Genomic DNA, 24,329 nt, shown 5'->3' with positions numbered 1-24,329 from the left:
GCTCCTATGAAGCCCATCCGCACGTTTAACGTTCGTCCTCACCTGCCGCAACGTTTGGAACCCCTGCGGGAACTGGCCTACAACCTCTACTGGACGTGGAACACGGAGGCGATCGCCCTCTTTCGCCGTCTCGACCCAGAACTGTGGGAGCAAACCAACCACAATCCCGTCGCCCTGTTGGGACGTATTCGCCAAGATCGCCTCTTGGATGCGGCGGCCGACAACGGCTTTTTGGCACAGATGGAGCGGGTGATCAGCCAATTTCAAGAATATGCCCAGCCTGTGCAGACGTGGTACCAGCAAACGCGCACGGACGCGCCTCCCGGCGAGTGTATTGCCTATTTTTCCCTTGAATTTGGCTTGACAGAGTGCCTGCCGATCTATTCTGGGGGGTTGGGGGTGTTGGCAGGGGATCACCTCAAATCTGCTAGTGACTTGGGACTCCCTTTGGTGGGGGTGGGGCTGCTCTATCAAAAGGGCTACTTTTCGCAGTACCTCAGTGCCGATGGCTGGCAGCAGGAACGCTATCCCAGCAATGATTTTTATACCCTGCCCCTGAAACTCGTCACGACTCCCCAAGGCCAAGAACTCCGCATCCGGGTTGATTACCCCAATCGGGACGTGCAAGCACGGATCTGGCAAGTTCAGGTGGGTCGGGTTCCCCTTTATCTTTTAGACACAAACCTGCCAGAAAACAGCGCCTACGATCAGCAGATCACCGATTACCTCTATGGCGGCGATATGGATCTGCGCATCCATCAGGAGATGCTCCTAGGCATTGGGGGAGTACGCCTGCTCCACAGCTTGGGGTTGCGGCCAACGGTCTATCACATGAATGAGGGGCACTCGGCCTTTTTGTCCCTAGAGCGGATTCGTCAACTGATCACCGAAGAGCAGCTTACCTACGATGAAGCCTTGCAGGTGGTCAAGGCCAGCCAACTCTTTACCACCCATACCCCCGTGCCTGCGGGGATTGATCTGTTTCCTGCCGATAAGGTGACGTACTATGTCGGCCACTATGCGGAGGCCTTTAACCTTTCGCAGCAGGAGTTTCTCTCCCTTGGCCGTGTGAATCCAGGGGCTTTTCAAGAACCCTTTAGTATGGCGAACCTAGCCATTCATACCGCCAGTTTTGTCAATGGGGTGAGCGCGCTCCACGGTGAAGTCTCCCGCCAAATGTTCCAAGGCTTGTGGCCCAATCTGCCGCCGACGGAGGTGCCGATTACCTCGATTACCAATGGCGTCCATGCTCGCAGTCGGGTTTCTGAACCATTGCAATACCTGCTGGATATTTACCTTGGGCCGCAGTGGTCTGATGCGCCCTTGGCGGATCCCCTCTGGTCGCGGGTCAGCAGTATTCCCGATGAGGAGTTGTGGCGTATCCATGAGATTTGCCGCTATCAGTTGGTGATGTTTGTGCGATCGCGCCTACAACGGATGCTTGAAGAGCAGGGCGCCTCTAGTGCTGAATTGACGCAAGCGGCAGAAGTGCTGGATCCGACCGCCTTGACCATTGGCTTTGCCCGTCGCTTTGCTACCTATAAACGCGCCACTCTCTTTTTGCGGGATGTGGAACGGCTGCGGCGAATTTTATTGGGATCAGTACCGGTGAAAACGGGGGCGAAGCAGCGGCGGCCGATTGTCCAGTTTGTGATTGCGGGCAAGGCGCACCCCAAGGATAACCCCGGCAAAGAACTGATTCAGGAAATTATTCACTTTACGCGCCAAGAGGGCATGGCCAACCACATTGCCTTTATCCCGGATTACGATATGCACGTGGCAAAAATGATGGTGGCGGGGTGTGATGTCTGGCTGAATACCCCTTTGCGGCCTCAGGAGGCCTCCGGCACCAGCGGCATGAAGGCGGCCATGAATGGCTTACCCAATCTGAGTACCTTGGACGGTTGGTGGGACGAGGCGGACTATGTGAAAACGGGTTGGGCGATTGGCCACGGCGAAACCTATGACGATCGCCACTATCAAGATCTGGTGGAAGCCAATGCGCTCTATGAACGGTTGGAGCGGGATGTCATTCCCCTGTTTTACGATCGCGATGAAAATGGGGTGCCGCGCGGCTGGGTGCAAAAAATGAAGGCAGCCCTTGCTCTCAATACGCCTCAGTTTAACACCGCGCGAATGGTGCGCGAGTATGCCCATCGGGGCTATTTCCCCGCCAGCGATCGCTACTTTACGCTCAAGGAAAATAACTATGCTGCAGCCAAGGAACTGGCACGCTGGAAAGCCCATATCTTTGAACACTGGTACTCAATTCAGATCATCAGTGTTGAAACCTCGGCTGAGCACAACCTCGAAGTCAATGAAATAGTTGAAGTCAAAGCTGTGATTGCCCTCGGTGCGCTCTCCCCCAATGACGTACAGGTGATTTTGTTCCAAGGGCGGGTGAATGACGCCGGTACCCTAGAGGAGGCTTGTCCTACCCTGATGACGTTTGTGGGTACTACCCCTGAAGGCTATAGCCTGTACACCGCCGAGATGAGCTACGACACGAGTGGCCACCAAGGCATTGCCCTCCAACTGCTACCGCGCCACGTCTATCTGAGTCATCCCTATGAAATGGGACTGGTCTTGTGGGCTTAGGAGAGAATCAGGTTGCGATTAACGGATCAGCAAGTGCAGCAAATTTGCCAGATAGTGGCGGCGCTGGTGGGTAGCGAGGCTGAGGTGTGGTTGTTTGGTTCGCGGGTGGACGATCGCCTGAAGGGCGGCGATGTGGATTTATTGATCCGGCTGTCTCACCCCGTTGAGAATCCTGCCCTTGTCAGTGCTCGACTCAGTGCCAAAATCAGCCGCGCCATGGCAGGTCGTAAAGTGGATATTCTCCTCTGGGCACCCAATCTCCAGCGGCAGCCGATTCACGATTGGGCCCAACAAACGGGAGTTCGCCTTCAATGTTGAGTCCTCAACTTCAGGAACGCCTACATCACCTCTGCCAACTGGTGGAGCGAGAAGTGGCACACCTACAGGTGACGGATCAACGCCTCTTTCAGGAGCCATTTACGGCACGGCGGGCAGCACAATTGGAGGAGGATATTGACCTAGCGGAGCGGGTGGATGCTTTTGTGGCACGCTTTGGTCGCCTTCAAGATACCCTAGGGAGCAAGCTGTTGCCCGCCTATCTGAGTGCCTTTGGCGAACCAGTGGCAACTTTTTTGGAAAACCTTGACCGTGCTGAGCGACTCGGCCTTGTGCCTGATGCAGACGCTTGGTTTACTATGCGGCAACTGCGCAATCAAATGGTTCACGACTACATTCGAGATGCAGCCATTTTAGCCACGAGTTTGCAAGCTGCCCACGAGTTTGTTCCTGTCCTGATTGAAACTGCAACTCGGTTTTGCCAACGAATAAAGCACAAATCGTCCGGCAACTCCTAGCTTTTCATCTTTATTTCATGTGCCTTTGCCAAAATCAGCCTTAGTAACACACTGTGGTAATGCTGAATCGAATTCTTGGGTGGTCAATTGTCCAACGTTGGTTGGTGGTGCTCGGGGCGATCGCCCTGACGATTTTCGGTATTTTTCAACTGCGGCAAATGCCCCTTGATGTACTGCCAGAGTTTGCGCCCCCCCCAGTGGAAATTCAAACGGAGGCACCGGGCCTAGCACCAGAGGAAGTGGAATCGCTGATTACGCTGCCCATTGAAAGTGTCGTCAATGGTACGGCAGGGGTTGAAACTGTGCGCTCTGCATCGTCTCTTGGCTTATCTGTTGTCAAGGTAGTTTTTAGTTGGCAAACGAATATCTATCAAGCACGGCAACTGATTACCGAGCGGTTGCAGGAGGTGCGCGATCGCCTACCACCTAATGCCTCACCCCAAATTTCACCGATTACCTCCCCCATTGCCACGATTTTGATGTATGCCCTTGCCCCCAAGGTGCCCACTGCCCCAGATGCCACCTCCCTCATGGAACTGCGACAGCTTGTGGATCAAAAGGTGGTGAATCGCCTCTTGGCAGTGCCGGGGGTGTCCCAAGTGATTGCCTATGGTGGAGATGTGCCCCAGTATCAGGTGCTGGTTCATCCCGATCGCCTCGCCGCACAACAGGTCTCCTTGCAGGACGTGGTGGCGGGGGTGAGTGGCGCCAATGAAAATGCAGCGGGTGGGGTCATTGTCACTCCCGATCAGGGGTTAATTGTGCGGGGCATTGGTCGGGCAACATCAGTCGCTGATTTAGCGGTGGCGTTGGTGGCGCACCGCAATGGCCAACCAATTCGCGTGCAGAATGTGGCAACAGTCACGAAAGGGCCTGCCTTAGCGCGGGGAGATGGCAGTGTTAATGGACAGCGAGCAATTATCCTTATATTGACTTCTATATCCAAGAGGGAGAAGACCATATTCCCGTGGGTACTGCTACCGTTACTGCTGATATTGAAACGCCAACGGGCGATCGGGTCACTCTACCGATGACCTATACCCCTGAGGACAAACACTACATCGCACGGCTAGCCAATCCCGTGGCAGGAGACTATCGTATTGTTCTCCTTAGCACCATCAATGGTCAACCCATTAACAGTCGTTTTCGCTTTCGTTATGAACTCAATCAGGGAGGAAGACAAGAATGATGCTACCACGCTTTATCCAACCCACCCTCTTGGGACTGGCCATGCTCTTGAGTGGGGCGATCGCCACCCTTGGGATTGCCCAGCAACGGCAAATGCCTATGCTTCATGACCACCATCACCTGCACCACAGTCCCAACCATGAGCACGCAGACGGCTCTGCTACGACCCATATGGAACTGCTGAATGCGCCCGCACCTACGCCTCAACAACCAACCACCTTTACGTTGGCGATTCGCACCCACACTGGTAAAGCAGTGACGCAGTTTGAGCGTTTTCAAGAGGCGCTAATGCACCTGATCATCGTCAGTGATGATTTTCAAGTGTTTCAGCACCTGCATCCCCGCTATCTGGGTGAAGGTCAGTTTCAAGTCACAACCCCATTGCCCCAAGGGGGAGGCTACACCCTCATTGCCGATTATAAACCCGCTGGCGCTGACGAAACGGTGGCGATGATCCCGATCGCGGCTGAAGGAACGCCGCCCGCATCGAGTACGCCAACCGCTCAAACCACCCAAGTGATTGGCACAACGGCAGTCGAACTAAAACTCCCTCAACCCCTCAAGGCTGGATCAGCGGTGGAAGTGGCCTTTCGCCTACGGGATGCTGCCACCCAGCAACCCCTTAGGGATCTGCGCCCCTACCTTGGCGAAGCAGGGCATCTGGTGATTTTGCGAGACACGACTCCCCTCGAACCTGCTGATTATCTCCATGCCCATGCCGTGGATCATCAACCTAAGGAGGTGATCCGTTTTATGACCCAGTTTCCTGTGCCCGGACGTTACAAGCTCTGGGGACAGTTCCAGCGGGGTGAGCAAATTGTTACTGCTCCCTTTTGGGTGACGGTGAATTAGGGGATTGCACGGATGAAGGTGTTGCTGCTTGAAGATGAACCGGATTTAGGAGCCGCCATTCAGCGCGTGTTGCAACGGGAAGGCTATGTGGTGGACTGGGCGCAGGAGGGGGAACTGGTTTGAGCCTACGTTGAGCAGTTGCAGGTGGACTACGGTGTTGCGATTTTGGATTGGATGGTTCCTCGGCTGTCGGGGTTGGAGGTTTGTCAGCGACTGCGTATCCACCACTACACGGTGCCCATTTTGTTGCTGACGGCACGGGATGGCCTCAGCGATCGCGTTCAGGGATTAGATGCGGGGGCAGATGGCTATTTGATTAAGCCCTTTGCAATGGCTGAGTTGCTGGCGCGGCTGCGGGCTTTACTGCGGCGATCGCCCCAATTCCAACCCCAGCAATTGTGTCAAGGGGCATTAACGTTAGACTATGGTACCTTCACCCTGAGAAATAGGGCGGGTACTGAGGTGCAGTTAACCGCTAAGGAATTCCAGACCTTGGAATACCTCATGAAACGCCCCCAGCGGATTCTCAGTAGCGACCAACTGATGATGCAGCTTTGGGAAGTAGGCAGTGAACCCAGTAGTAATGTAGTGGCAGCACAAATTCGCCTGCTGCGCCGCAAACTCGCCCTCCTTGGTCAAGAGCACTGCATTGAAACCGTCCATGGGTTAGGCTATCGCTTTGTTGTCGATCATGGTTGATCATAAGCTCTTCCGCCACAGCCGCAGTCGTCTTGCCCTCTGGTATGGCCTCACCATGAGCGCTATTCTCAACGGTTGCTTACCCTACAGAAGCACAGCGAGCACAGGTGGCTGTGGGTCAAGCTCTAAATATCACTGTTGCAGGACTTCCCAATCGTGTTTTCCGCAGTCGTATTGAACTCATTGATAGTGTCGTTGATCCCGCCACGCAGCGAGTTGCGGTACGCGCCAGCTTGGCTAATTCCAGCCAAGAACTCAAACCTAGTAGCTTTGCGACTGTCCAAATTTTTGACGATCGCCAAACCCGCAATACCGTGATGATTCCCCAGTCCGCGATCGTGGAGCCAGTCGATCAGCCCCCCCTTGTGTTTGTGCAGAATGGTACTGCCTTTGAAGCTGTCGAAGTGACCCTTGGCCAGCGAGTTGGCGATCAGGTAGAAGTGATTAGCGGTCTTTATGGGGGCGATCGTATTGTTACCCAAGGTACGATGCAACTCTATGCCCAATCTCTGTGGGGGGATACCTCAACCGCTACTTCAGACACAAAACCGGAAACAGACTCTCCACCGTGGATTTGGTTGGGGGCGGCTGTTGGGGCGATCGCTCTATTTGGGGCAGGTCTAGGTTGGCAAGCCTATCGAACACAACGGCTGAATTCCGCAGCGCATACCGAACCCTCTCAATCTTCTACCCCCACGAAGGTCAACCCTTAGAAATCGCAAAATGCCACTCGATCTTCTCCATTCTGAGGGGTTTGTGTGTCACGAGGACAGGGTGTCTGCCAAACTAGGCAAGATATTAGTTAGAGTTTTGAACACCTTGAACAGGCAGATAGTGATGCGATCGCCCCCCCAAAAAACGGTTGTTGATCTCCCCACCGTCACTCTCACCCTCGAAAGTCAGGGGAAAATGTTGACCTATTCCCTGACCCAACCGGAGCATCGCCTTGGACGCGATTACCAATGGGCAGATTTAGTAGTGCCCGATGAGCCACTCTGGTCAGTGATTTCCAACCGCCATGCCGTTTTTAAGCAACAGGGGGCAACCTACTACCTTTGGGATGGAGATGGCCATCAACGCCGCAGCACCAATGGCACGTTCTACCACCAACGCCGCATCGGCATTGAAGAGGGCTTTGCCCTTGGGGAAACCCTACGTCTAGAGATTGGCCAAAACCCCAGAAATAAGGTGCAACTACTGGTGCAGATCCAGTCTTTGGGAGCGGCGAGTCCACCTCCTTTGCCCCAGCAGCGCCGCCTTGTCCTCAAAGCCCTCAAGGAATGGCCGCTGACTTTAGGGCGCGAAACCAGCAACAGCTATCAGCATTGGCAATTGGCTGCCCCCACGGTCTCCCTACGCCATGCCAGTATTGATCGCACGGGTGCGGGTCTCTATATTTTGCGAGATTTGGGCAGTACCAATGGCACCTATGTCAATGATCAATTGCTGAGGGGACCCTACACGCTGCGCAATGGCGATCAAATTCGCATTGGCCCCTTTGTCCTGCTCTACCGCCACGAGACCTTGGAGATTACGGATCAGGGCAGCCACATTCGCATTGATGCTTGGGGATTGGAACGATGGGTGAAAACGGCTGCCGGCGATCGCCCCCTCTTAGCGGATGTCTGCTTTGTGGCGGAGCCGACGCAACTTGTGGGGATCGTTGGAGGCAGCGGCACTGGTAAATCCACACTGCTCAAGGTGTTAATGGGGCTTGCCCCTGTCCAAAAAGGCCAAGTACTGCTCAATGGTCTCAATCTGCATCGTAATATCGCTGCCTACCGCCACCAGATTGGCTATGTTCCCCAAGAGGATATTTTGCATTCTCGCCTAACCGTGGGCGAAGTCCTCAGCTATGCGGCGCAACTGCGCTTACCAGCGGATACCGATGCCCAAAACCGCAAAGCCGCCATTCAGCGAGTTCTTGAACAGGTGCAGTTAACGGGAACTGAAGATCAACTGGTGGCGAGTCTCAGTGGCGGTCAGCGCAAGCGGGTGAGTATTGCCGTTGAGCTATTGGCCAACCCCAAGCTCTTTTTCCTTGACGAACCCACCTCGGGTCTGGATCCGGGGCTAGACTTTTTGTTGATGCAGTTGCTGCGGCAATTGGCAGATGAAGAACGCACGATTGTCTTGGTGACCCATGCTACGAGTCATGTGCATTTGTGCGATCGCCTGCTGGTTCTAGGCTCGGGTGGGCGTCTTTGCTATTTTGGCCCTAGCGATCGCGCTTGTGAATTCTTTAGCCCTGATCGCCCCCTGAATTCCGTGGCTGAAATTTATGCCCTCTTGACTCCCGAAAATAGTGCCGAATGGAGTCAAAAATTTCGCCAATCCACAGACTATCAACGCTACCTTGCCAGCCACCTCAGCATGGGGCAGCACTATGAGAGCACCAGTGTTTTGGGGGGCGAAAACCGTGCCAGTGCCGAATCCTCTCCCCAACAGCCAGCACCCCCTCACCTCTATCAATGGCGGGTGTTGTGTCAACGCCAGTGGCAACTCCTGTGGCGCGATCGCCTCAGCCTTGTCTTGAATCTGATCAGCGTCCCCATTGCCCTGCTGCTCACCCGCTTTGCTATTGATCGCTCCCCCTTTGTCCCCCAAGATCCCCCCGGCCTGCTGCAAGCGGCTCAAACCCTGCGCATTCTCTTTGTCTTTACCTGTGCCTGTCTTTGGGTGGGACTCTCCGGCTGGGCGCAAGCCTTGATTACAGAGGTAGCCATCTACCGCCGCGAACGTCTTGCCAATCTCAGTCTCTGGGCTTACATGGCAGCCAAACTCACCCTTGGTAAGGGGATGGCTTTGGTACAAACACTGCTCATTACCCTTGTGGCACTGTTGGCCTTTGGTCTGCCGCAGGGTACCTTCCTCCCTTGGCCGGTGGGGTTTGGCATCACCACCTTCCTGACCCTAGTGGCCAGTCTCTGTTTAGGATTACTAATCTCTGCTGCCGTGAATAACAGTGATCAAGCCAGCAAGATCTTACCGCCATTGCTCCTACCGCAAATTATTTTTGCTGGCGTCCTCTTTAAGCTCACGGGCGTTGCGACTGTCCTCTCTTGGCTGACGATTGGCCGTTGGACAATGGGTGCCTATGGTGCCTTGATTGACGTGAATGGCATGGTACCGCCGCCCCTCGATTTTGGCCTTTTTGAACCCCCTCCTCAGCCTTTTGATCCAACACCTGTCTATGCCCCCACTTGGGGCAACCTGCTGCTGAATTGGGGACTGCTGATCCTCCACAGCCTCATTTACACGAGCGTGGCCACCTATTTGCAATGGCGCAAAGCGCCACCTTAAGGCCATCGGGGGTTGATCTTCCAACCAGAGGCAGGGTTCAACCGCATATTGACTCATTACAATTGTGCATATTTACTTATTGCAATTATGGCTGTCCTGCGAGATGATCTAACAAATGACCCAAAATTGTTCCTATTGAACATAGACTGCTGCCGCACCCATGGAGAGCGATGTTGTTTCCCTGTATGGGCGCGATTATATCCCCATTGTCGCCCCGCCCCCGCCGGCTACTAAAATTCGAACTCACCCGAAAACGGTTCCGGTGCTCAAGGACAACGATGTGCTGCTCATTTGTGATGAATTGGGCAATATCTGTAATGACGAGCAGCAAACGGCTATTACAGGTTTATTTTGTCAGGATACCCGCTTCCTCAGTCAGGCGGAATTGCGCGTGGGGGGCGATCGCCCGATTCTGCTGAGTTTTCATTGTACAGGTAGCCATGCGCTCAAGGTGGTGTGCACCAATCCCAAGCAACCTTCTCTGCCCGCGGAGGCCTTAGCAATTGAACGATTCCTAGTGGTGCGGGGTGCCCTCTTTGAAACGATTCTCATCACCAATCATCAGGCGCAGCCGGCCAGCGTGGAGATTCGTTTAACCTTTGCGGCAGACTTTCAAGATTTATTTGAAATTCGCCAATACGGCGGTGGTCGCCCACAGCGGGGAAAAACGCTGCAACCTGTCAGTTGTGAATTGCGCCACACCAAAGGACGGGCGGATCTGTGCTTTGCCTACCAGGGGCTTGATGGCGCCCTTATGGAAACCCAAGTGCAGTTCTTGGGCACCCCTCCGGATCGTCTTGATGACACCACCGCCCTCTGGCGTCTCAAGCTAGAACCCCAAGGCTACCACAGCATTCACTATTGCATCCGCCCCTTTACCAATGGGGCACCCACAGCCCATGTCCCTGTGCCTTCATCCCTAGCGGCTGCCGATCAAGCGGCCCAACAGGAGCGGCAACAGTGGTGGTCAGACTGCACGGAGATTGTCACCTCAAATCCGCAGTGGAATCGCATCCTACGGCGGGGGATGGCAGATCTCTATATGCTCTTGCAGTCCTTTGGCCATGGCAAGGTGCTGACGGCTGGCATTCCTTGGTTTGCCACCCTGTTTGGCCGTGACTCGATCATCTCAGCCATGCAGACACTGATCCTCAATCCAGCGATCGCCCGTGATACGCTGCGCACCCTTGCCCATTACCAAGGGAAACAGGTCTGTCCTGAGCGCGATGAGCAGCCGGGGAAAATTCTCCATGAACTGCGCTTTGGCGAGATGGCGCGCAACCGCGAGATTCCCCATACCCCCTACTATGGTACGGTAGATGCCACCCCCCTGTGGCTGATGCTCTATGCCGACTACTACGCATGGACGGGCGATCGCACCACGGTCGAGGCGCTCTGGCCCCATGCCCTTGCGGCAATGAACTGGGTGGATCAACAAATGGCCGCCACGGGCTACCTCACCTACGATCGCCAAGCAGCCAAAGGCATTGACAACCAAGGCTGGAAAGATTCTGGCAATTGTATCGTCAACCGTCGCGGTCAACTGGCTCACAGTCCCATTGCCCTCTGTGAAGTTCAAGGCTACGTCTATGCCGCCAAAACCCGTCTGAGTGCCCTTGCTCGAGACTTTGGCTATGGCGAGTGGGGCGATCGCTGGCGGCAGCAAGCAACGGATCTCAAAACTCGCTTTAACCGCGACTTTTGGCTTGAACCGGAGGGATTTTATGCCCTAGCCCTCGATGGCGAGGGTCGCCCCGTTGATAGCCTCACGTCCAATGCAGGTCAGTGCTTGATGACAGGAATCTGTGACCCCGAAAAAGCCCAACGGGTCGGACAACGTCTGCGGCTGCCAGATCTATTCAATGGTTGGGGCATTCGTACCCTCAGCAGCACCTCCCCTGCCTACAATCCCATTGGCTATCACTTGGGGTCGGTCTGGCCCCACGATACGGGTCTGATTGCCTTGGGGCTGCGCGCCATTGGTGATAGTGACTTTGCCCTGACCTTGGTGGAGACGCTCTTTGAGATGGTGTGTCGCCAACCGGATCTGCGCCCGCCGGAACTCTTCTGTGGCTTCGATCGCCAGACCTATCCCCAACCGGTGCAATATCCCGTGGCCTGCTCTCCCCAAGCTTGGGCAACGGGCAGTCTGTTTCAATTCATTCAGATCATGGCTTGGCCGCTGGTGGATGTGCCCCAAGGCAAGTTTTTGGTGCATCAGCCCCTGTTGCCCAACAGTATCGAGGAACTCCACCTCCGTAATTTGCGGGTCGGTGACACTCGCTTTCACCTGCGGCTTTGGCGCACGGGCGAGAAGGGCTGTGACTGGGAAGTACAGCCGGCGTAACGAATCGTAACTCGGGACGATCGCCCTCGCTAGAGTAGAGGTGGCTCAGTTCCCAACCTCTGTAACGCAAGCAACGGCATGACCCGAACCACCGCCTACGACATTTGGCGCGCTGGTCATCAACCCCTGCGCCCCCTCTTTGCCCCCAAAAGTGTTGCTGTCATCGGTGCCAGTGAAAAAGAAGGCAGTGTTGGCCGCACCCTTCTCTGGAATCTGATTCAAACCCCCTTTGGCGGAACGGTTTTTCCCGTCAACCCGCGCCGCAGTTCGGTGTTGGGCATCAAGGCCTATGCCCGTGTGACGGCGATCCCCGAAGCGGTTGATCTCGCAGTCATTGCTACCCCTGCGGCTACAGTACCAGCGGTGGTTGCCGAGTGTGCAGCAGCGGGTGTGAAGGGGGCAATTATTGTCTCGGCGGGATTTCGGGAAGTGGGGGCGGCGGGTCTTGCCCTCGAAGAAGAGATTTTAGCCATCGCCCGTCAGGCGCGGATGCGCATTATTGGTCCCAATTGTCTGGGAATAATGTGTCCGCCCACGGGGCTGAATGCTACCTTTGCCGCGACAATGGCGCGATCGGGTCATGTCGGCTTTCTCAGTCAAAGTGGCGCCCTGTGCACTTCGATTTTGGACTGGAGTTTGCAGGAGAATGTCGGCTTTAGTGCTTTTGTTTCCATTGGCACGATGCTGGATGTGGGCTGGGGCGACCTCATTTACTACCTAGGCGATGATCCGCAAACCCGCTGCATTGTTATTTACATGGAATCTCTGGGGGATGCGCGATCGTTCCTTTCGGCAGCGCGGGAAGTGGCCTATGTCAAGCCAATTATTGTCATCAAAGCAGGACGCACTGCCGCCGCCGCTCAGGCCGCCGCTTCCCACACCGGGGCATTGATGGGATCCGATGCAGTGGTGGATGCGGCCCTAGAACGCTGTGGGGTGCTGCGGGTGGAAACCATTCAAGATTTGTTTGACATGGCAGAGGTCTTAGACAAGCAATCGCGCCCCAAAGGCCCCCATCTGACGATTCTCACCAATGCCGGCGGCCCCGGTGTCTTGGCCACTGATGCCCTGATTCGGGCGGGTGGTCAACTGAGTCCCCTATCTGCGCAGACCCTCAAGGCACTGAATCAAGTGCTCCCCCCCGCTTGGAGCCACGGTAACCCCGTGGATATTTTGGGGGATGCCACTGCTGATCGCTACCTCAAGGCACTGCAACACTGTGAAACCGATGCTAATAGTGATGGCTTACTAGTGGTGCTCACCCCCCAAGCAATGACGGATCCGCTGGCGATCGCCCAAGGTCTTGCTACCTATGCCAAAAACCGTCCCAGTGGTGCCAAGCCGATTCTGGCCAGTTGGATGGGGGGCACAACGGTCAAAGAAGGGGAAGCCATTCTCAATCAGGCGGGCATTCCCACCTATGCCTATGCCGATACTGCTGCCCGCATCTTTAGTTATATGTGGCGCTATAGCGATCACCTGCAGGCGCTTTACCAAACCCCCTCGCTGCCCTTAACCACCACCCCCCCGGATCGGAATGCTGTCAGTCAACTCTTTGAGCACGTGCGCAGTGAGGGGCGTACCCTATTGACGGAGTGGGAAGCCAAGGCGGTTCTTGCTGCCTACGGCCTACCGGTGGTGGAAACCTGTATTGCCCGCAGTGAAGCAGAGGCAGTGGCTGCTGCCGATCGCCTAGGGTATCCTGTAGTTCTCAAGCTCTATTCGCCCACAATTACCCACAAAACGGATGTCGGGGGTGTTGCCCTCAATCTTCCCGATGCGGCTGCGGTCATTACCGCCTACCAACAGATTGAGAAAAATGTCACCACTGCTGCTGGTGCGGATCATTTTGCTGGTGTCACCGTGCAGCCGATGATCCCATGGAAGGGGTTTGAACTCATTTTGGGCAGTTCCACCGATGCTCAGTTTGGGCCGGTGATTCTCTTTGGTACGGGGGGACAGTTGGTGGAAGTCCTCGAAGACACCGCGATCGCCCTTCCCCCCCTGAACACCACCTTGGCACGCCGTCTGATTCAGCAAACGAAAATCTCCCGTGCCTTTGCCGGCGTGCGGGGCTGGCCAGCCGTCAACCTTGCCCTATTAGAAGATCTGCTGGTGCGCTTTAGCCTGCTGGTGGTGGAGCAGCCGTGGATTAAGGAAATTGACATCAACCCCCTCTTGGTGGCACCCCCGGATCGCCTGATGGCCTTGGATGCCCGCATTGTGCTCCACAAAGAGGAAAGCACCTTTGTCAAGCCTGCGATTCGTCCCTATCCCACCCAATACGTGAGTCCTTGGCAGTTGCGCGATGGTACCCCAGTGCTGATTCGACCGATTCGGCCAGAGGATGAACCCCTAATGCGGCAGTACCATGCCACCCTCTCGGAGCAGAGTGTCTATTTGCGCTATTTCCACCTGATGAAGTTGTCGCAGCGGGTTGCCCACGATCGCCTAGTGCGCATCTGTTTTGTGGACTACGATCGCGAGATGGCTCTGGTGGTGGAGCATCAAGGCGCCAGTGAACCGCAAATTATTGGTGCGGCTCGCCTCAGTAAGGATCACTTTAGCAATACAGCCGAGTTTTCGATGTTGATTAGCGATCGCTGGCAGCGGCAAGGCCTTGGCACTGAATTACTACACCGCTTGATTCAAATTGGCCGCGATGAGGGGCTAAGTGCCATCCACGCCTATGTTCTCAAGGATAACGAGGGGATGATGCGTATTTGCCGCAAATTGAACTTTGAGTTTGCTGCGGGTGATGATCCCAGCGTTTGGTTTGTGCAGCTTGCCCTCTAGGGGATACAAAGCATAGAACCCTAGGATCATTGGTGTAGGACAATAGGTTCCGTTGAGTCGATTAGAGGAAGCGTGAACAAAGTAACCAAGATTGGGGTGATTGGTGGTGGTCAGTTGGCTTGGATGTTGGGGCTGGCGGCCAAGGAAATGGGACTCTCGCTGTGGGTACAAACGTCTGCGGCAACGGATCCAGCCGTCGCGGTTGCTGCGGGGGTCTGCTATGGGGCGATCGCCGATGTGGCAACGACAGCGCAACTGGCTAAGCAGGTTGATGTGATTACCTTTGAGAATGAGTTTGTCGATCTTGAAGGGTTGCAGCGCCTTGAACAGCAGGGGATTTGTTTTTATCCCCGCCTTGCTTCCCTAGCCCCCCTTTTGGACAAGTACCAGCAGCGCCACTTTTTGCAACAACTGGGGATTCCTGTACCGGCCTTTGGCTATTTGGGCGATCGCCCGCCCAGCATTCCCTGTGTGATTAAAGCCTGTCGCCACGGCTATGACGGCCAAGGCACATTTGTCATCTCCGATGAGCAGGCATGGCAGCAGTTTCAGCAGCGTTGGCCAGAAATTCCGCCCCAAGGGTTTTTGGTGGAAGCCTTTGTGCCCTATGTCAAAGAACTGGCGATCATGGCAGCGCGATCGCCCCAAGGAGACATTGCCCTATACCCCGTGGTGGAAACGCAGCAGGTGGCTGCCATCTGTCGCTGGGTGATTGCCCCTGCGCCGGTTGACCCCCAAGTGAGTGAGCAAATTCAGCAGATTGCCCGCCAAATCCTAACGGCACTTGATGCTGTGGGTATTTTTGGCATTGAGTTTTTCCTCACAGCCACGGGTGAGGTACTCGTGAATGAAATTGCGCCCCGCACCCACAATTCTGGGCATTACACCATCGATGCCTGCGTCACGAGTCAATTTCAGCAGCACTTGCGCGCCATTAGTGGCCAGTCCTTGGGCAGTCCCGCCATGCAGGTACCGGCAGCGGTGATGGTAAATCTCTTGGGCTTAGCCGAACCGCAGGTTGACTATGGGGCAAAATGTCAGGCCCTAGCGGCTCTCCCCCACGCGAACCTTCACTGGTATGGTAAAAGTCAAACCTACGCGGGTCGCAAGTTGGGTCATCTTACAGTGCTGTTGGCAGAACCAGCGGCAGCACTACCCATGATCCAGCACATTGAAGCCCTCTGGTATAGTACGCCTGTTGCTGTGTGACCGTTCCTGCTAATGCGTTCTCACTCCTTCCCTCAGCCCCTTGATCGCGCTGCTTTGAGTGTGTTCCTTGTGGCGCTGGTGCTGACCCTTTTGCTGTTGTGGGGGGGCGATCGCACCCAAGCCCAAGTGCGGGACTTTACATGGCAAAACTGCGATGTGGGCGCCGACGATCGCGCCTTTATCCTTGCCTTTAATCGGCTGATGGATTGGTCATCGGTGGCGGCGCATCTCAAGATTGAGCCACCCCTTGAGGGCAAGGCCAGTTGGTCGGGGCGTCGTTTTGCCTACACGCTGACACAGCCGATTCCCTACGGTCAAACCTTCAAAGTCTCCCTCGAGGATGCCGTTTCTGTGCCCCAAGGGAAACCAATCAAACCCTTTCAGGGACAGTTTCGCAGTCGCGATCGCGTGCTGGTCTATCTTGGCTCCGGGGTCGAAGAGGGGCGGCTGATCCTCTATAACTTGACGCTGCAACGGAAGATATTCCTTACACCTGCCAATCTAAGGGTCTTTGACTTTCAGCCCTATCCTGCTGGCGATCGCATTCTCTTTAGTGCCGGTCAGCGCGGCGAGCAAATGGGCTTTGACCCCCAACTGTACACCGTGACTACCGGGCTATACTTCAATGCCCCTGAAACCCCCCGGCGGCAACCTCGACCCGTGGGCGAAATTTCCCTGATCCTTGACAATAGTGAGTATCAAAACCTGCGTTTTCAGTTGGCCAATGACGGCAGCAAAATCGTGGTTCAGCGGGTGAATCGTCTCCAGCCTGCGGATAGCTCCCTGTGGCTCCTCGATGAAAATTTTCAGCCTCGGCGGCTCAACCAAGCGGCTGCCGGTGATTTTCGCATTGCCCCCGACAACCAGCATTTAATCATTGCCCAAGGGCAGGGGTTAGCGATTGTGCCCCTAGAAGCCGGCAATGGTGAGAGTGACTTTGACTTTTTGCCCCAGTATGGCATGGTGCTGGACTTTAGCCGCGATGGCCGGCAAGTGGCAGCGGTGAAGTTTAACCCCAACTTCTCGCGATCGCTCTATGTGGTGGACATCTTTGGCGAGCATAGGGAACTGCTAACCATCAATGGCTCAATCATTGCCGGCCAATTTGACCCCAAGGGGGAATTTCTCTATGCCATCCTCACCCGCATTGAAGGGGAAGGCTCTTACCGCGAAGTTCCCTATCTTGCCCTCTTTGATCTGAAAACCAAGGAACTGTTCAAGCTCAAAGATTTTGACCCGCAGCAAGAACTTTACCTCAGCTTGGCACCCGATGGCCGTACATTGGCCGTTGACGCTGTTGAGGGACGGGAAATGCCCGATGTGGTGGATAATAGCGATCTGTATAGCGAGACTGCCCCCGTCAACCCCAGTCCCAGTGATCTGGCAGAACTGCCCACTGACCCCCAAGCACCCCCCCCGCCACCGCGTCAACTTTCCCCCCAACAACATCAAATTTGGCTTTTCCCCCTAGAATTAAATCAAGATAAAATTGCTGTTGGGATGCCAGAACCTTTGGCACCCGGCTTGCACGCACGGTGGTTACCCTAACATGGCAGCAGGAACGGGTCGGGTCGTCCTCAATCACTCCACTCACATTGAAGGTCTCATTCCCGTCTTGGAAAAATTGGCCAAGGTGGCAGGCATTAGTACCCTCACGCCCGGTGTCATTGCTCCCGTCAAAGGGAAATCCCCCCATCTGCATCTACGGGTGTCGGTGCCCATCAAAGGTGGGTTTAAGGTGATTGCGCGGCGAGGCAAAACCGTGCAGGAGGTGTTTGTCATTACCCAACTCAGTGAAGCAGAACTCAAGGCTGCTATTGATGCCGTGCTGGCTTCCAAATGATCCATGCTCAAATCCATTGGCCAACGCTTTGAACCCCTTGGGAATGACACCAGCCGCCTTGTTCTCAAACGCTTGGGGGAAGCCCTGATCACGCTGCTGTTGGCCTCGGCGTTAAGTTTTGCCATTATGCAGTTGGCACCGGGCAACTATCTGGACAATCTCAAGGCGGATCCCCAAATTTCTTTGGAACGCTTGCAGGAATTGGAGCGGCAATTTGGTCTTGACAAGTCGCCCGTAGAGCAATACTTGCACTGGCTGTGGCAGATTATTCGCTATGGCAACTTTGGCACTAGTTTTGTCTACCAGCGATCGGTGGCCTCCCTATTGTGGGAGCGGGTACCCGCCACCCTCCTGTTGTCCGTAAGTTCCATTCTGCTCACCTGGGGATTAGCCATTCCCTTAGGTATTTGGGCAGCGGTGACGCAAGATCGTTGGAGCGATCGCCTGCTGCGGGTCATTAGCTACATTGGCCAAGGCTTTCCCAGTTTTATTACGGCTCTGTTGCTCCTGTTTCTGGCGCAAAGTACGCCTTTGTTTCCCGTAGGGGGCATGACCAGTTTGTTTTACGACGACCTCCCTTGGTGGGGCAAAGTTCTGGATATTGCTTGGCACCTGATTTTACCGACTATCGCCCTCACCCTCAGCAGTTTTGCGGGTTTACAACGGTTGATGCGGGGTAATTTACTAGATGTGCTGCGGCAAAACTACATTCAAACGGCACGAGCCAAGGGACTCCCAGAATCGCGGGTGATCTACGTCCATGCCCTACGCAATGCGGTGAACCCCCTCATTACCCTGTTGGGTTTTGAATTTGCCAGCCTCCTCAGTGGTGCTTTTATTGCCGAGTTTTTCTTTAACTGGCCGGGTCTGGGGCGCTTAATTTTACAGGCGGTAACTGCCCAAGATATTTACGTGGTCATGGCCAGCCTGATGATGGGGGCAGTGATGCTGATTATTGGCAACCTCCTTGCAGATTTACTCCTGAAATGGGCTGATCCCCGCATTCGGTAACCCCGCAGAACCCAATTTTTACAAAAATCTATAGAGAGGCAACAGCTGAGCAAGGCGCTGGCTGGGCTTTGAGGCAGTAGCACCAATGGAACCATGTACAATGGGGCAAAGAGCAGTTTGAGGCTAGTCAGCCATGGGTCTAAACGTGGTTCATTTGGTGGGTCGTGTTGGTGGTGATCCTGAGGTGCGCTACTTTGAGTCGGGGAGTGTGAAGTGTCGGCTGACCTTGGCCGTGAATCGCCCCACCAAGGAGGATCAGCCCGATTGGTTTAACTTGGAAATTTGGGGAAAAACCGCTCAGGTGGCTGCTGATTATGTGCGCAAAGGAACGCTGTTGGGTATCAAGGGCAGTCTGAAGTTCGATCGCTGGCAAGACCGCAACACGGGGGCCGATCGCTCCTCGCCGGTCATTTTAGTTGACCGAATGGATATTCTCAGTTCCAAGCGGGATACGGATCCCAGTGCCGTGCCAGCGGGCTATGTGCCAGAAATGTAGGGATACCATCGAGTTACCTGTTCGTCAAATCACACTGTCCCTATAGCTGCTGCCATGCCCAATCCTGCCCGCGATCTTTGGCAGTCCATGACTCAAACCGTCACCCAAGCGGTACAGACGGTACACTCTCGCTTTGATTGGCAACAGGTCTCCCTGCGGGAAAATGCCCGCACGCCCGAACTATGGGTGGAGTTCAAAGGTCAACGCCAAGTCTTTCCCTTGGTGGGCGATCGCTATATTATTGGTCGTAGCCACAGCCGCGCCGATATTATTGTCGATGCCGAAATTGTCAGTGGCACCCATGCCCGCCTCAAACGCCTCACCCCCACAGGGGTCTTTCAAATTCAGGATTTGGACTCCACCAATGGCCTCTATCGCCAACGCAAGCGACTGCAAACGGATGAGCTACACCATGGCGATGTGATCACCCTTGGACCACCGGAGGTGAAAGGCGCCGTTACCCTCCGCTTCCATAATCCCCCCCCGCTATGGGTTGCGGTTCTCACCTACGGCATTTGGGGAATTATGGGCATTAGCGCCCTTGGGATTGGCTTGGTGAGTGTGGAAGCCAACAAAGTGGCGGTGCGTCCCCTGCCACCCCTTGAGCAAGGTCCGATTATTCTCCTTGATCGCCAAGGGGAACTGATCAATCCAGTCGAAGATCGCCCCCACCGCGAACTGCAACGGCTCAATGAGTTTTCCCCTTACTTAGTCCATGGGGTCTTGGCCTCTGAGGATGTGCGCTACTACTGGCACTTTGGTGTTGATCCTCTGGGCATGGCGCGAGCGGTAGTTACCAACCTATTAACCCGCCAAACACGCGAAGGAGCAAGTACCCTATCCCAGCAGTTGGCACGTACACTCTTTCGTTCCCATGTGGGGATGGATGAGAGCCTCGGCCGCAAGTGGCGCGAAATGGCGGTTGCCCTCAAGTTGGAATTTTTCTACAGCAAAGATGAGTTGCTCTTGGCCTACCTCAACCGTGTCTATCTGGGTATGGGCAATCGTGGCTTTGAGGATGCGGCGCAATTCTACTTTGATAAGCCTGCCAAAGACTTGACACTCAATGAGGCCGCCACCCTAGTGGGGATTCTGCCGGCACCGAACCGCTTTAACCCGGTGCGCGACTACGATGCGGCGGTGGATTATCGCAATCGGGTCATTTTGCGCATGGTGCAGCAGGGCTACATCAGCAAAGAAGAGGGCGATCGCGCCCGTCGCTCCCGTATTGAAATTAGCCCAAAGGCACGAGAATTGCTCACTGCCCAACGTTTTCCCTACTACACCGACCATGTCTATCAAGAACTGGCTCAACTCCTTGGCGATGAACTCGCCCAAGAGGGCAACCTGATTGTGGAGACAGGCCTAGACCCCCGCTGGCAAGAACTGGCCGAAACCAGTCTGCGCAATTTTATCACCAGCACTGGCAGCGCCTATGGGGTTCATCAGGGGGGACTGATTACCCTGCGGCCGAGGGATGGTCTGATTCTTGCCCTCGTGGGTGGCGTGGATTACCAAAAAAGCCAGTTTAACCGTGCCACCCTTGCCCTGCGTCAACCGGGCTCCACATTCAAGGTGTTTGTCTATACCGAAGCCCTCCTGCAAGGCCATAGGGCTGGTGAAACCTTTTCCTGCGCGCCCGTCTTCTGGCAGGGGCAACAGTTCGAGGGCTGCCGTGGGGGGGGTGGTGCCATGGATCTGGCCACCGCTTTAGCTCTTTCGGAAAATCCGATTGCTTTACGTCTTGCCCAAGCCGTTGGTTTGGAGGCCACCATTCGATTGGCCAGAGCAATGGGGATTACGACGCCTCTGCAAGCGGTGCCCGGCCTTGTTCTCGGTCAAAGTGAGACGACCCTCCTTGAAATGAGTGGTGCCTTTGCCGTACTCGCCAATGAAGGACAGCGCATTCCCCCCCATGCCATTCTCTCGGTGCGCGATGGCGGTGATTGTAAAAGTACAAACGACTGGCAGACCTGTCGCCTGATCTATGCCGCGAGTGATGAAAGACCTCAACGGGTGCTCGATCCAGCGATCGCCAATGAAATGACGCATTTGCTGACAGCTGTTGTCAGCCGGGGAACGGGTCGTGCCGCTGCCATTGGTCGTCCAGTCGCTGGCAAAACCGGCACTACCAATGATGGTCGCGATCTTTGGTTTATTGGCTATGTGCCCACTGCCGATGTTCTCACCGGAATTTGGCTGGGCAATGATGATAATAGTCCCAGCCAAGGCAGTAGTGGGTTGGCTGCTGCTCTTTGGGGCGAATATATGGGGCGTGCCCTAAATTAGAGTTCCTTGGGAAAGAAACGCACCGCTTGCGCGGCCACTTTCACAGGGGTACCAACGGGTAAATTCACAGCAAGGGGCTGGCGGGCATGGAAATCTTGACCGGAGGGCAGTTGAATGCAGTAGCGATACTCGCGACCAAGGAACTGGCGATCGCGAATCACAAAGCAGCTGGTTGCCGCAGTGTCTGGCTGCAATTGCACATCCTCTTCCCGAATCATCACCTCCCCTTCCCGCTTGGGGAGTGCTTCCGGCAGGGGAAACACGCCAACATCCGTGAGCACTTGAGAACCTTCAGCACAGGCGGGCAAAAAGTTGGCTTGGCTAATAAACCCAGCCACAAATCGCGAGGCCGGGCAGCAATAAATCTCCTCAGGCGTGCCCACCTGTTCAATTTTTCCTTCGCCCATGACGGCTAAGCGATCCGACAGACTCAGGGCTTCCTCCTGATCATGGGTCACAAAAATTGCCGTTGTCCCTGTGCCCTTGAGAATTCGGCGTAACTCTTCCCGCAGTTGCAGCCGCACTTGGGCATCCAGATTACTCAGGGGTTCATCCAGAAGAATCACCGCTGGTTGGGGGGCGATCGCCCGCGCCAAGGCAACTCGTTGCTGTTGGCCACCCGACAATTCATGGGGATAGCGCTTTTTCAGATCCGCCAGCTGCACTAGAGCCAAAACTGCTGCCACCCGCTCCTGAATTTGCTGCTTGCTCAGGCCTTGTTGTTGCAAACCAAAGGCAATATTCTCCGCCACCGTTAAATGGGGAAACAGGGCAAAGTCCTGAAAGACCATGCCCAAAGACCGTTGCTCAGGGGGCACAAAGACATTGGCCGCGGCCACACAGCGATCGCCTACCCTAATTTCCCCGGTATCGGGCGTGTCCAGACCCGCAATTAAGCGCAGTAAGGTTGTCTTGCCACAGCCTGAGGGTCCTAATAGACCCAGAATTTCCCCCTCCTGAACCCAGAGGCTGACATCGCGAATCGCAGCAAAGCGGCCAAAGGATTTATGTAAGTGCTCAACTTGGACGGCTGTTTGAAGCGTTGGCATCAGGGGAAGTGTGGTCATGATCACCCAGAAAGCGAACTGTCTGCATTCAGTAAAGCGAAGGAGCACCCACTGCATTAGGAATTATTTGCAGTACAGCCCTTTTCTGAAATATCGGGTACGTCAGGTAAGTGAAATGCTGACCCACACGTGCTTTCGCAGTGCTAAGCATATTCATCCCTGTGAAAAGGGCTGTAATTAGTGCTCCTCATATTCTGGCACAAAAGTCCTCGCTTGTTGCAGAGATTTTGCAATTGCTACACTCGCTGCCTAGGTTGCCATCCGCATCTAACTAGCATTGAGAATGCGTTGCACAATTTGCAGACCCGTCACCGCCTGCCAACCAAAGAGGATCACCAGAAACAGGTTGAGGGTCATGTGCAGGGCTCGAGCCGTCTCACTGCCCTTTTGCATAAAGGGAACTAAGCTAGCGGAAAGGGCAATCAGAGCCGTCATGGTCAGACCCACAATCAAGTGGGGCCCGACAAAGAGCTTGCCATTATTGATATAGGTCACAGCCATACCGCCAATCGTGCCCATCACCATTAGGGCGAGTAAGATGGCGCCAACTTGGTGGTGTTTGACGTTCACCTTGGCTTGGATCAGCGCTTTCTTTTCCTCGCCACTGAGGGAGCGCAGGCGACGGGTTTGAATCCCTAAATACATGGCATAAAGTGTGAGCGCAAAAAGAATCCACATCAGCACCGGGTGGGCAAAGGTGATCACCGGCTTAAGAGGCTCAGGAATTTCAATCATTGTTTTCGTAAACAGAACTCGGCAGGCAAAGAATCTATCGAGAGTTTGCTTCTCATATCCTACAGGTTTTGGTCGGAGTTCCCCATCTGCTCTAAAGATGACAAAACGTTAGACTGAGAGCAGGACCTCTCCTTCGGTGTGTCAATCCTTGGGAACACGATTTATGATGAAAACTTTTTGGCAACGTCTCAAATCTGTCACCGCCATTGTGGCAGTGGGGGTATTGATTGCCCATCTTATCCTTGATAGTGGTGCCGCATGGGCCGCCCGCAGTGGTGGACGTGTCGGGGGTGGCTCCTTTAGTCGTCCGGCGCCCACCCGTTCCTACGGTGCCCCCCGCAGTGATTACGGCGGCTATGCTCAGCCCGTTCCAGTCTATGGCGGTGGTTTTGGCTTTCCCTTCCTGATTCCCTTCTTTGGTTTTGGCGGTGGCTTTGGCGGCCTATTCACGATTATTATGATTGGTGTGCTGGCCAATATCTTGATCTCCACCTTCCGCAACTTCCGCAATAGCAGTGATGAGTCAGAGATATACCAAGAGAATCCTGTTGTCTCGCTACATACGCTGCAGGTGGGACTCCTCGCCCAAGCTCGCGAACTCCAAGAGGAACTCAATCAACTAGCCCTCACTGCCGATACCGCAACGCCCGAAGGTCTGACCAAAGTGCTTCAAGAGGCAACCCTTGCCCTGCTGCGCCATCCCCAATACTGGGTCTATGCCCATGCCAGTAGCCAAGAAACCAAGCTGTTGCAAGCAGAAACCGCCTTTAACCAACTGGCACTTGCGGAGCGCAGTAAGCTGAGCGCTGAAACCCTCTCCAATTACCGCCGTGAGATTAAGCAGATGGCGATCGCCCCCATTGTCAGCAATGATGTGGGTGAATATATTGTTGTAACTTTGGTGGTGGCTGCCACGGGTCGCTTGAAACTGCCCGCAGTCAATAATGACCTAGAGCTACGGCAAGCGCTGCAACAGTTGGGAGGCATTGGTAGCGATCGCCTACTGGCGGTCGAATTGCTCTGGCAACCCCAAGCGATTGGTGACACCCTCACTGCCGATGAGTTGCTAATGGCCTATCCACAACTGAAGCACCTCTAACCC

18 protein-coding genes and 2 pseudogenes are annotated in these 24,329 nt (G+C 54.9%); 18 read left to right on the top strand and 2 right to left on the bottom strand.

The window, feature by feature from the left end; all coding sequences use genetic code 11:
• Window positions 1–6 precede the first annotated feature (6 nt).
• The 17 genes and pseudogenes from glgP (at window position 7) to RHJ31_RS03915 (ending at window position 21,425) form a co-directional block, all read left to right on the top strand.
• Complete coding sequence (gene glgP / locus RHJ31_RS03995; protein WP_302677450.1) at window positions 7–2,598, top strand: alpha-glucan family phosphorylase; 2,592 nt, start codon at window positions 7–9, stop codon at window positions 2,596–2,598.
• Between the two features lie 12 nt (window positions 2,599–2,610).
• Window positions 2,611–2,916 (top strand): nucleotidyltransferase domain-containing protein, encoded by a 306-nt coding sequence (locus tag RHJ31_RS03990; protein WP_206200334.1) that lies wholly within the window; start codon window positions 2,611–2,613, stop codon window positions 2,914–2,916.
• Complete coding sequence (locus RHJ31_RS03985; RefSeq protein WP_302677449.1) at window positions 2,910–3,392, top strand: hypothetical protein; 483 nt, start codon at window positions 2,910–2,912, stop codon at window positions 3,390–3,392. Before RHJ31_RS03990 ends, RHJ31_RS03985 begins: the two co-directional genes overlap by 7 nt.
• 59 nt (window positions 3,393–3,451) lie before the next feature.
• Window positions 3,452–4,324 (top strand): annotated as a pseudogene (locus tag RHJ31_RS03980) (efflux RND transporter permease subunit); the annotation flags it as partial.
• A gap of 35 nt (window positions 4,325–4,359) precedes the next feature.
• The gene (locus RHJ31_RS03975) at window positions 4,360–4,581 is read left to right on the top strand and encodes a hypothetical protein (protein ID WP_302677447.1); all 222 of its coding nucleotides are present in this window, start codon (window positions 4,360–4,362) and stop codon (window positions 4,579–4,581) included.
• Window positions 4,578–5,432 carry a hypothetical protein gene (locus RHJ31_RS03970; RefSeq protein WP_302677446.1) on the top strand — a complete coding sequence of 285 codons (855 nt, stop codon included), beginning with the start codon at window positions 4,578–4,580 and terminating at the stop codon, window positions 5,430–5,432. The genes RHJ31_RS03975 and RHJ31_RS03970 overlap by 4 nt, the downstream gene beginning before the upstream one ends.
• Before the next feature lie 12 nt (window positions 5,433–5,444).
• A pseudogene (gene rppA / locus RHJ31_RS03965) lies at window positions 5,445–6,131 on the top strand (two-component system response regulator RppA).
• Between the two features lie 113 nt (window positions 6,132–6,244).
• On the top strand, window positions 6,245–6,844 hold the full coding sequence (locus RHJ31_RS03960) for an efflux RND transporter periplasmic adaptor subunit (RefSeq protein WP_302677445.1): 600 nt from the start codon (window positions 6,245–6,247) through the stop codon (window positions 6,842–6,844).
• Between the two features lie 124 nt (window positions 6,845–6,968).
• Window positions 6,969–9,434 carry an ATP-binding cassette domain-containing protein gene (locus RHJ31_RS03955; RefSeq protein WP_302677444.1) on the top strand — a complete coding sequence of 822 codons (2,466 nt, stop codon included), beginning with the start codon at window positions 6,969–6,971 and terminating at the stop codon, window positions 9,432–9,434.
• A gap of 160 nt (window positions 9,435–9,594) precedes the next feature.
• Window positions 9,595–11,781, top strand: a complete 2,187-nt coding sequence (locus RHJ31_RS03950; protein ID WP_302677443.1) for a glycogen debranching N-terminal domain-containing protein — start codon at window positions 9,595–9,597, stop codon at window positions 11,779–11,781.
• Window positions 11,782–11,859: 78 nt separating this feature from the next.
• Window positions 11,860–14,577 carry a bifunctional acetate--CoA ligase family protein/GNAT family N-acetyltransferase gene (locus tag RHJ31_RS03945; protein ID WP_302677442.1) on the top strand — a complete coding sequence of 906 codons (2,718 nt, stop codon included), beginning with the start codon at window positions 11,860–11,862 and terminating at the stop codon, window positions 14,575–14,577.
• A gap of 72 nt (window positions 14,578–14,649) precedes the next feature.
• Complete coding sequence (locus RHJ31_RS03940) at window positions 14,650–15,786, top strand: 5-(carboxyamino)imidazole ribonucleotide synthase (RefSeq protein ID WP_302677441.1); 1,137 nt, start codon at window positions 14,650–14,652, stop codon at window positions 15,784–15,786.
• A 12-nt stretch (window positions 15,787–15,798) separates the two neighbouring features.
• Window positions 15,799–17,334: a hypothetical protein gene (locus RHJ31_RS03935; RefSeq protein WP_302677440.1), complete on the top strand. Its 1,536-nt coding sequence runs from the start codon at window positions 15,799–15,801 to the stop codon at window positions 17,332–17,334.
• Between the two features lies 1 nt (window position 17,335).
• Window positions 17,336–17,629, top strand: coding sequence for a DUF2103 domain-containing protein (locus tag RHJ31_RS03930; RefSeq protein ID WP_190278328.1), 294 nt, complete (start codon window positions 17,336–17,338; stop codon window positions 17,627–17,629).
• Window positions 17,630–17,632: 3 nt separating this feature from the next.
• The gene (locus RHJ31_RS03925; protein WP_302677438.1) at window positions 17,633–18,640 is read left to right on the top strand and encodes an ABC transporter permease; all 1,008 of its coding nucleotides are present in this window, start codon (window positions 17,633–17,635) and stop codon (window positions 18,638–18,640) included.
• Between the two features lie 133 nt (window positions 18,641–18,773).
• The gene (locus tag RHJ31_RS03920; RefSeq protein WP_302677437.1) at window positions 18,774–19,136 is read left to right on the top strand and encodes a single-stranded DNA-binding protein; all 363 of its coding nucleotides are present in this window, start codon (window positions 18,774–18,776) and stop codon (window positions 19,134–19,136) included.
• Window positions 19,137–19,190: 54 nt separating this feature from the next.
• Window positions 19,191–21,425 (top strand): transglycosylase domain-containing protein, encoded by a 2,235-nt coding sequence (locus tag RHJ31_RS03915; protein WP_302677435.1) that lies wholly within the window; start codon window positions 19,191–19,193, stop codon window positions 21,423–21,425.
• Here the strand turns inward: RHJ31_RS03915 and RHJ31_RS03910 are convergent.
• Both RHJ31_RS03910 and RHJ31_RS03905 read right to left on the bottom strand, forming a co-directional pair.
• Window positions 21,422–22,492, bottom strand: a complete 1,071-nt coding sequence (locus RHJ31_RS03910) for an ABC transporter ATP-binding protein (RefSeq protein WP_302677434.1) — start codon at window positions 22,490–22,492, stop codon at window positions 21,422–21,424. The genes RHJ31_RS03915 and RHJ31_RS03910 overlap by 4 nt on opposite strands.
• Window positions 22,493–22,759: 267 nt before the next feature.
• Complete coding sequence (locus RHJ31_RS03905) at window positions 22,760–23,227, bottom strand: DUF4079 domain-containing protein (protein ID WP_206200350.1); 468 nt, start codon at window positions 23,225–23,227, stop codon at window positions 22,760–22,762.
• A 163-nt stretch (window positions 23,228–23,390) separates the two neighbouring features.
• Here RHJ31_RS03905 and RHJ31_RS03900 point away from each other — a divergent pair, with 163 nt between their 5' ends.
• Window positions 23,391–24,326 (top strand): DUF1517 domain-containing protein, encoded by a 936-nt coding sequence (locus RHJ31_RS03900; RefSeq protein WP_302677433.1) that lies wholly within the window; start codon window positions 23,391–23,393, stop codon window positions 24,324–24,326.
• Window positions 24,327–24,329 lie beyond the last annotated feature (3 nt).

The sequence above is a fragment of the Thermosynechococcus sp. JY1331 genome (assembly GCF_031583475.1).
Classification (GTDB): Bacteria; Cyanobacteriota; Cyanobacteriia; order Thermosynechococcales; family Thermosynechococcaceae; genus Thermosynechococcus.
The sequence above is the reverse complement of the archived record's forward strand: the minus strand, read 5'-3'. Positions and strand labels throughout refer to the sequence as shown.

Bases quoted from the DNA above. Each gene is read 5' to 3' on its own strand.
- RHJ31_RS03900 (WP_302677433.1), top strand. From the start codon at position 23,391: ATGATGAAAACTTTTTGGCAACGTCTCAAATCTGTCACCGCCATTGTG.
- RHJ31_RS03925 (WP_302677438.1), top strand. From the start codon at position 17,633: ATGCTCAAATCCATTGGCCAACGCTTTGAACCCCTTGGGAATGACACC.
- RHJ31_RS03915 (WP_302677435.1), top strand. From the start codon at position 19,191: ATGCCCAATCCTGCCCGCGATCTTTGGCAGTCCATGACTCAAACCGTC.
- RHJ31_RS03905 (WP_206200350.1), bottom strand. From the start codon at position 23,227: ATGATTGAAATTCCTGAGCCTCTTAAGCCGGTGATCACCTTTGCCCAC.
- RHJ31_RS03930 (WP_190278328.1), top strand. From the start codon at position 17,336: ATGGCAGCAGGAACGGGTCGGGTCGTCCTCAATCACTCCACTCACATT.
- RHJ31_RS03910 (WP_302677434.1), bottom strand. From the start codon at position 22,492: ATGACCACACTTCCCCTGATGCCAACGCTTCAAACAGCCGTCCAAGTT.
- RHJ31_RS03970 (WP_302677446.1), top strand. From the start codon at position 4,578: ATGATGCTACCACGCTTTATCCAACCCACCCTCTTGGGACTGGCCATG.
- RHJ31_RS03920 (WP_302677437.1), top strand. From the start codon at position 18,774: ATGGGTCTAAACGTGGTTCATTTGGTGGGTCGTGTTGGTGGTGATCCT.
- RHJ31_RS03955 (WP_302677444.1), top strand. From the start codon at position 6,969: ATGCGATCGCCCCCCCAAAAAACGGTTGTTGATCTCCCCACCGTCACT.
- RHJ31_RS03950 (WP_302677443.1), top strand. From the start codon at position 9,595: ATGGAGAGCGATGTTGTTTCCCTGTATGGGCGCGATTATATCCCCATT.
- RHJ31_RS03935 (WP_302677440.1), top strand. From the start codon at position 15,799: ATGCGTTCTCACTCCTTCCCTCAGCCCCTTGATCGCGCTGCTTTGAGT.
- glgP (WP_302677450.1), top strand. From the start codon at position 7: ATGAAGCCCATCCGCACGTTTAACGTTCGTCCTCACCTGCCGCAACGT.
- RHJ31_RS03945 (WP_302677442.1), top strand. From the start codon at position 11,860: ATGACCCGAACCACCGCCTACGACATTTGGCGCGCTGGTCATCAACCC.
- RHJ31_RS03985 (WP_302677449.1), top strand. From the start codon at position 2,910: ATGTTGAGTCCTCAACTTCAGGAACGCCTACATCACCTCTGCCAACTG.